Consider the following 7,964-nt stretch of genomic DNA (forward strand, 5'->3'; position numbering starts at 1 on the left):
GGCCGTATTTTTATCACATGAAGATTGTTAATTTTGTCGGCTATTCCGGAAGCGGCAAGACGACGCTCATAGAGAAGCTGATTCCTATTTTCTGCGCTCAGGGTCTGCGGGTTGCCGCAATTAAAAATGCGCACCATAACTTTGATATGGATAAGCCCGGAAAAGACTCTTACCGTTATCGCAGGGCAGGGGCCTCTCAGGTCATTGTCCGCAACGCAGAGCGTTGGGCCATGTTTTCGGAAACGCCTCAGGGCGCTCCGCATTTGTCAGAATTGATTGCGCATCTTGATCCGGCGGATTTAATCGTGGTAGAAGGCTTTAAATCGGAAGATAGCGACGCGCTCAGATTGGAAGTCTTTAGAGAGATCGGCAGAGGCGAGCCTCCGATCTGTCAGAGTGACGAAAGTATCTGTGCCGTTGTCTCTGACAAAGCGCGAGAAGCGTTTCCCGCGCTGCCTGTGCTGGATATCAATAGTCCGGAAAAAGTCGCAGCCTGGATTACAGAAAAACTTCAGATAAAAGGGATTGAGAAATGCTGACAGTTGAAGAAGCAAAAGAAAAAATTTTAGAAGGCGCCGAAGTAGCCTCCGATGTTGAAGAGGTGGTGACGCTTTATGCCCCCGGAAGGATTCTGGCTGAAGATATTGTTTCTCAGATTCAGGTCCCCCCGATGGACAATTCGCAGATGGACGGCTATGCGGTACGCGCCGCGGAGCTCGTTGACGGCAGACGCGTCTTTTCGGTTTCGCAGAAGATTTTTGCAGGACACGTCGGCACAAAGCTTGAAAACGGCACCTGCGCCCGCATTTTTACCGGAGCGCCCATTCCCGAAGGGGCAGACGCGGTGATTCCTCAGGAAGAGGCGGTTGAACTCGAAGACGGAACGGTGGAATTCAAGAACGCGCCCAAAGCAGGTGACTGGATTCGTCGAGCCGGATGCGACATTGATATCGGCGACACAGTGCTTCGCAAAGGTGATCGTCTGACGCCGCCCGCACTTGGTGTGGCGGCAAGTATCGGCAGAGCGACGGTTAAGGTTTACCGTCCGATTCGTGTTTCCCTGTTTTTCACAGGCGACGAACTTGCGATGCCCGGTGAAGAGCGAGTCGAAGGCGGAATCTACAACTCCAACCGCTTTGTTTTGCGCGCGCTCTTGCATCAGCTCGGCTGCGATGTCGTGGACTACGGCAATATTCCGGACTCTTTCGAGGATACGCTTGAAGCTTTCCGCAAGGCTGCAAGAAAATCCGATCTGATCATTACCAGCGGCGGTATCAGCGTGGGAGAAGCCGATTACACGAAGAGAGCCGTGGACTCTTTAGGCAGCATGCAGATGTGGCGCATTGCTGTTAAGCCCGGAAAACCGGTAGGTAAGGGCAGCGTCCTTGGCGTACCTTTCATCGGCCTGCCCGGAAATCCCGTCTCCGGCTTTGTCACGTTCCTGCTTTTTGCTCAGCCTTTGATCCTGAGACTTTCGGGCAGAAATCAGGTGGACGTGAAAGGGTACATGCTCCCGCTGAACTTTGATCTTAAAGGCGGAAGCCGCAGAGAGTTTATCCGTGTCCGCCGCAACGCCGAGGGCTCCCTTGAGAACTACCGGACACAGAACTCTGCGGTTCTCTCCTCCTGTACCTGGGCGGACGGTCTCGCGGATATCCCGGCGGAAGCTCAGCTGAAGAAAGGAGATTTGGTGCGCTACATTCCTTTCAGCGAATTTAATCTGTAGGTCGTGTCATGAAGATATTGGTTCAGAAAGAAGACTTTGGTTTGGATGCAGAAGTTCGCGAGCTTCGCAAAAATCCTTCCGTTGGCGCGGTCGTCACTTTCCTTGGCACGGTGCGCGATCTGAATGACGGAAAGGATGTGAGCGGCATGACGCTTGAGTATTATCCCGGCATGACGGAAAAAGCGCTGACAAAAATTGCTAAGCAGGCGCTTGAGCGCTGGGATATTGAAGATGTGACGGTGATTCATCGTGTTGGCGAACTGCGCGTCACCGATCAGATTGTGCTCGTTGGCGTCTCAGGTAAGCATCGCGGCGAAGCCTTTGACGCCTGCGAATTTGTGATTGATTACCTTAAGACGGAAGCGCCGTTTTGGAAGAAGGAAACGCTTCCCGAAGGCGAGCGCTGGGTTGAAGCGCGCGACAGTGACGAGACCGCTAAGGAGCGGTGGGACTAAATTTCCTATTCCCAAATTAAGGGCTCGGCAGAGCCCTTAATTTATTTTCTTGTCACAATACAAAGTCATGAGTTTGCCGGAGATTCATCGGCGAACTCTTGAAAAAAGGAGATTTAAACCTTTATGCGTCAAGACAAACTAACCACACGGTTTCAGGAGCTGTTAGCTCAAGCGCAGTCTATGGCGGCTGAGAATTCCCAGCAGTATATCGACCCGCTGCATGTGCTCCTTGCGGTTCTTCACGATGATGAGGGAACCGGCCGCACGCTTCTGGAACGATCGGGAGTTCGAGTTCAGCAGCTCGAACACAAGGTCAGGGAGGCGATCCGCAAGATTCCGGAGGTGTCCGGAGCGGCGAACAATATTCAGGTCAGCCGAGAGCTAATGTCGATCCTTAACGCGACAGAGCGTGAAGCGCAAAGACTCGGCGACGAGTACATCTCGACAGATCTGTTCCTTTTGGCTTTGTGTGACAGCAGCTGTGATGCTGCCCGTCTTGCGAAAGAAGAAGGCTTAAATAAGGAATCGCTTGAAAGAGCCATACTATCTGTTCGTGGAGGAGAGAAAGTGGACAATCCCGATGCTGAGAACAACCGCGAAGCTCTGAAAAAGTACACGGTTGATTTAACTGAAAGAGCGCGTCAGGGCAAGCTTGATCCGGTTATCGGACGCGATGATGAAATTCGTCGCGCGATGCAGATCCTGCAGCGCCGCAGCAAGAACAATCCCGTTTTAATCGGTGAGCCGGGCGTTGGTAAGACCGCAGTCGTTGAAGGTCTTGCTCAGCGTATTGTTAACGGTGAGGTTCCCGATACGCTGCGCAATAAACGCGTTTTAAGCCTTGATATGGCCGGCCTGGTCGCCGGTGCTAAATATCGCGGTGAATTTGAGGAGCGCCTGAAAGCGCTTCTGAAAGAAGTGGTCGCCGAAGAAGGGCGCATCATTCTCTTTATTGATGAAATTCACACAGTGGTCGGCGCCGGTAAAACCGAAGGCGCGATGGACGCGGGCAATATGCTCAAGCCTGCGCTCTCTCGCGGCGAGCTGCATGTCATCGGTGCAACAACGCTTGATGAATACCGCAAATACATTGAAAAAGATCCGGCTCTTGAGCGCCGCTTCCAGAAAGTGATCGTTGACGAACCGAGCGTTGAAGACACGATTGCGATTCTGCGCGGACTTCAGGAAAAGTATGAAGTCCACCATGGTGTCGAAATTACCGACCCGGCAATTGTTGCGGCGGCTGAACTTTCCGCACGCTACATAACGGATCGATTCCTCCCGGATAAAGCAATTGACCTGATTGATGAAGCGGCAGCCAGAATCAAGATGGAAATTGATTCCAAGCCGGAAGAGCTCGATAAGCTTGACCGTCGTCTGATCCAGCTGAAGATCGAAAGAGAAGCAGTCAAGAAAGAGAAGGACGAAGCAAGTCAGAAACGTCTCTCGGCTTTGGAAGACGAGATTCAGAAACTGAGCCGCGAATATTCCGATCTTGAAGAGATCTGGAAGAAAGAAAAGAACGCCGCAATCGGATCGAAAGAAATTCGTGACGAGATCGACCGTCTTAAGACAAAGATGGATGAACTTCGCCGTCAGGGTAAGTATGAAGAGCTCGCGGAGATTCAGTACGGCGAACTGCCCGAGCTTGAACGCCGCCTGATCAAAGAAGAGGATCGTGAGGAAAAAGTTCATGAAGAGAAACCGAAACTTCTGAGAACACAGGTTGGCGCAGAAGAAATTGCTGAAGTGGTGTCGAGAGCGACCGGAATTCCGGTTTCCAAGATGATGGAAGGTGAACGCCAGAAGCTCTTGGATATGTCCAAATACATCGGCAAGCGGGTTGTCGGCCAGAAAGAAGCGGTCAATAAGGTCGTTGACGCGATTCTGCGTTCACGCGCCGGATTGTCTGATCCGAACCGCCCCTACGGCTCATTCCTCTTCCTCGGCCCGACAGGCGTTGGTAAGACTGAGCTGACAAAGGCCTTGGCGGAATTCCTGTTTGATACGGAAGACGCGATGATTCGTATCGATATGAGCGAGTTCATGGAAAAGCACTCCGTAGCTCGTCTGATCGGTGCGCCTCCGGGATATGTCGGCTATGAAGAAGGCGGCTATCTGACAGAGGCCGTCCGCCGCAAACCTTACAGCGTTATTCTGCTTGATGAGGTCGAAAAGGCTCATCCGGACGTATTCAATATTCTTCTGCAGGTTCTTGACGACGGCCGTATGACCGACGGACAGGGCCGCACGGTGGACTTCAAGAATACGGTCATCATCATGACTTCGAACCTTGGCTCGCATGAAATCATGAATCGTCAGGGCGAAGATTCTGCGGTGATCAAGGACGCGGTCATGGAGCAGGTTAAACAGCACTTCCGTCCTGAATTCATTAATCGTATTGATGAAATCGTGGTCTTCAATGCACTGGACGAAAAGGCGATTCGTGAGATTGCAAGAATTCAGATTCGCAAACTCGCAAAACGCATGGAAGCTCAGAACATTGGTCTTGAAGTGACAGACGCGGCTCTGGATGAAATCGGCAAAGTCGGCTTTGATCCGCTCTTTGGCGCTCGCCCGCTCCGTCGCGCGGTTCAGGATTATCTTGAAAACAGCATCGCGGTCAACCTGCTCAAAGGCAAGTATGCGCCCGGAGATACGGTTTTCGTAGATTACAAGGACGATAAGTTCATTTTTGAGGACAAAAATGAACTGAGTTAAGTAACCATTAATTGATTGACGGGGCGCTTCGGCGCCCTAATTTTTATCGCTTGGGCGCTAGAATTGATAAAAACAAATTTTCGTCCCGAGAGATCATTTATGCAGGATCAAACCACCAGAGCGCACGACATTTTGGCCATATTTTTGGTTTCCATCGCGCATGCGAGCTCCCACTTTTATCATCTTGTCATTCCGTCTCTTTTCCCTTGGATACTTCCGCACTTTAATCTGAATTACCTTCAGGGCGGGACATTAGTTTCGACCTTCTTTGTCACTAGCGCGCTTGGGCAGTCCGCGACCGGTTTTTTGGTGGATAAAATCGGCCCTCGTCTGTCGATGTATCTCGGGCTGATTTGTTTGGCATCAAGCGCTTTTGTTTTAGGTCTTGCTGACAATGTGCCCATGCTGTTTGCGGCTTCGATTCTCGCCGGTCTCGGCAATTCCGTCTTTCATCCGGCCGATTACAGCCTGATGAATTACAACATTTCTCAGCGCTATCTCGGACATGCATTTGCTTGGCACAACATTACCGGTAATATCGGCTGGGCTATTTGTCCCTTCTTCATGGTTCTCATGGCTGAGAATGTCGGCTGGAGAGAGGCCGCTTTTGCGGCTTCGAGCGTGGCATTGATTGTTTTAGGGTTCCAGCTCTTTTTCAGGGATGTGTTCTCAATCGATCAGAGTTCCAAGAAATTCGTTTCTGAAGAAAAGGACAGCGGCGGCGCATTCAGCTTTCTTGCGGTTCCCTCCGTATGGATGTGCTTTTTCTTCTTTTTCTTTACTTCCGGTGCCTTTGGCGTACTGCAAAGTTTCTCGCAATCGATCTTTAGAAATGCTTACGGACTGAACTTGGCCGGAGCTTCGGCCGCGCTGACGGCGTACCTGATTGGTGCGGGCGCCGGAGCACTTGTGGGCGGCTTCATTGCCGGTCAGTCCCGCTTTTCTTCGAATCGTGTTGTCGCGGTCTGTATTGCTTTCTCTGCTCTGATGGCGGTGGTTTTGGCATCCGAGATTCTTGTCGGATACTGGGCTGTTGTTTTGATGTTCCTGATGGGTGCGGGCACAGGAGTTGCCGCGCCGAGTCGGGACATTATGATTCGATCGGCCACGGTGGCAAAGCTTGGTCAGCGATCATTCGGCCGTGTTTACGGATTTACTTACTGCGGAATGGATGTCGGGCAGTCTCTGTCGCCCTTAGTCTTCGGCCCGCTTCTTGATAAGGGCATGTTTTCTCTGGTTCTCTTTGGCGTGGCAGCGCTTCAGACAGCGGCTATTTTCACAGCGCTTCAGGTGTCAGACGGAGAAAAGAAAGCGGATGTTCCGAGTGGGGCCTAGAGCGGCAGTTCGGTTTGCTCTCCGATAGAAAGCGGGAGGAGTGTTTCCGGATTTTCTTCTTCTACCCGGTTTCCGATGGAAACGCCCAGGAGACGGACAGTTTGTCCGCCTCTATCCACGTTCTCGAGCAGTTTTTTCGCCAGTTCAAGGATATGAGGTTTATCGGCCAGAATCCTGTCGGTTGTTTCGGAGCGGGTTATGGTCTTGAAGTTATGGAATCTGACTTTCAGCGTCAGGGAGGTTCCGGAGAAGTTATTCTTTTCAAGCCGGGTTATCAGCCGATCGACGATGCCTTCGAGCGCTTCTTCGAGTTTCTGCAGATTTCCTTCGTCGTGGCTGAAAGTGACTTCGGCCGAGACTTGTTTACGGATTCGACTTGTCGTGACTTCTCGATTATCGATGCCCCGGGCAAAGTTGTAGAAAGAGATTCCAGCTTTTCCGAACTGCTGATTCAGAAAAGAGATATCTTGTTCTCGTAAGTCTTTTCCGGTTCTGATGCCGAGAGATTCCATTTTCTTTTGCGTCACCGGTCCGACGCCCCAGATGGCTTTAACCGGCAGGCGGTCAATAAAAGCGGCGGCGCGGTCGGGATGAATGACGCAGAGCCCGTCCGGTTTTCTCCAATCGCTGGCGATTTTGGCTAGGAATTTGTTGTAAGAAACACCGGCGGAAACGACCAATCCGACTTCTTCCCGAACATTTTTGCGAATCAGTTTAGCGATCTCCATGGCGTATGTGTATTCCTCATATACGCCGGTCACGTCAAGGAACGCCTCATCGATGGAGACCGGTTCGATGATGTCTGTGTATCTGGCGAAGATCGAAAAGATTTCCTGAGAGATTTTTTTGTACTCTTCCATTCTTCCCTTGACAAAGATCAGGTCAGGACAGAGTTTGAGTGCCTGAGAGGAGGGCATAGCGGATCGCACTCCGAACTTTCTGGCCTCGTATGAAGCAGACGCGACCACGCCTCTGACCGCGTTAAGGCCGACGGCGATAGGTTTGCCGCGTAATTCAGGGAAGTCCCGCTGTTCGACGGAAGCGAAGAAAGCGTCAACGTCGATATGGAGAATTCGGCGGTATCCGTCTTGGCTCATACGGTTTCGTTTCTATAGTTCAAGCGTAGCGACAGAATGGAGTACATCCTTCAATGTTAGGGGCAAGCTCTGTGTTCATCAATGGAGGAGTGAAATTTTTTCGTTAAGATTTTTCGCAGAGGAATCTGTGGTTCATTTAGTTCAGCAAAAAAATCGTTTTTAGATTAAAATTCAACTCCTGTCTGGCCCGATGGTGAAATTGGTAGACACAAGGGACTTAAAATCCCTCGGCGCAAGCTGTACCGGTTCAAGTCCGGTTCGGGCCACCAAGTTCATATTTTTCCTAGTTGTGAAAACAATGGAATTTAGAGGAAAAGAAAGTAAATTTCCCTGATGGACACGCTCTTCGGTCCAAACCTCCGCGACATGGCTCTACATTGACTTGAAGGTCATAGACGGTTTAGGGAGATCTAAAAGCTCAAGCATGTCCTGGGCTTTTTTCGATAGCGGCTCTACAACCCAAGTTGCTCTAGTTGGAGCCCTTACAGCTCTCACTCGCTTTAATGCGGATAATAATTTCTCCACCGAGTCATCGGGAAACTTTAATTCCGAGGCAGGTCGGACGCATCAGAAATTAAATAGAAGACCACGATAAGGGTTTCCTTTTGAAGGGAGACCTTAGCCCAGGGA

6 protein-coding genes and 1 tRNA gene are annotated in these 7,964 nt (G+C 51.0%); 6 read left to right on the forward strand and 1 reads right to left on the reverse strand.

What is annotated here, in order from left to right; all coding sequences use genetic code 11:
- Nucleotides 1-17 precede the first annotated feature (17 nt).
- From mobB to NFR90_RS09025, 5 genes are all read left to right on the forward strand, one after another.
- Nucleotides 18-539: a molybdopterin-guanine dinucleotide biosynthesis protein B gene (mobB, locus tag NFR90_RS09005; protein ID WP_251452370.1), complete on the forward strand. Its 522-nt coding sequence runs from the start codon at nucleotides 18-20 to the stop codon at nucleotides 537-539.
- Nucleotides 533-1,726, forward strand: a complete 1,194-nt coding sequence (locus NFR90_RS09010; RefSeq protein WP_251452371.1) for a molybdopterin molybdotransferase MoeA — start codon at nucleotides 533-535, stop codon at nucleotides 1,724-1,726. Before mobB ends, NFR90_RS09010 begins: the two co-directional genes overlap by 7 nt.
- Nucleotides 1,727-1,734: 8 nt before the next feature.
- Nucleotides 1,735-2,181: a molybdopterin synthase catalytic subunit MoaE gene (gene moaE, locus NFR90_RS09015; protein ID WP_251452373.1), complete on the forward strand. Its 447-nt coding sequence runs from the start codon at nucleotides 1,735-1,737 to the stop codon at nucleotides 2,179-2,181.
- A gap of 123 nt (nucleotides 2,182-2,304) precedes the next feature.
- Nucleotides 2,305-4,902, forward strand: a complete 2,598-nt coding sequence (gene clpB / locus NFR90_RS09020; protein ID WP_160335716.1) for an ATP-dependent chaperone ClpB — start codon at nucleotides 2,305-2,307, stop codon at nucleotides 4,900-4,902.
- Nucleotides 4,903-5,001: 99 nt separating this feature from the next.
- Complete coding sequence (locus NFR90_RS09025; protein WP_251452374.1) at nucleotides 5,002-6,237, forward strand: MFS transporter; 1,236 nt, start codon at nucleotides 5,002-5,004, stop codon at nucleotides 6,235-6,237.
- On the opposite strand, the gene dinB is transcribed toward NFR90_RS09025, so the two are convergent.
- Nucleotides 6,234-7,334 carry a DNA polymerase IV gene (gene dinB, locus NFR90_RS09030; protein WP_160335718.1) on the reverse strand — a complete coding sequence of 367 codons (1,101 nt, stop codon included), beginning with the start codon at nucleotides 7,332-7,334 and terminating at the stop codon, nucleotides 6,234-6,236. The genes NFR90_RS09025 and dinB overlap by 4 nt on opposite strands.
- Nucleotides 7,335-7,518: 184 nt before the next feature.
- Here dinB and NFR90_RS09035 point away from each other — a divergent pair.
- A tRNA-Leu gene (locus NFR90_RS09035) sits at nucleotides 7,519-7,603 on the forward strand.
- Nucleotides 7,604-7,964 lie beyond the last annotated feature (361 nt).

This window comes from Parasutterella muris (genome assembly GCF_943193095.1).
In the GTDB taxonomy this organism is placed as follows: Bacteria; Pseudomonadota; Gammaproteobacteria; order Burkholderiales; family Burkholderiaceae_F; genus Parasutterella; species Parasutterella muris.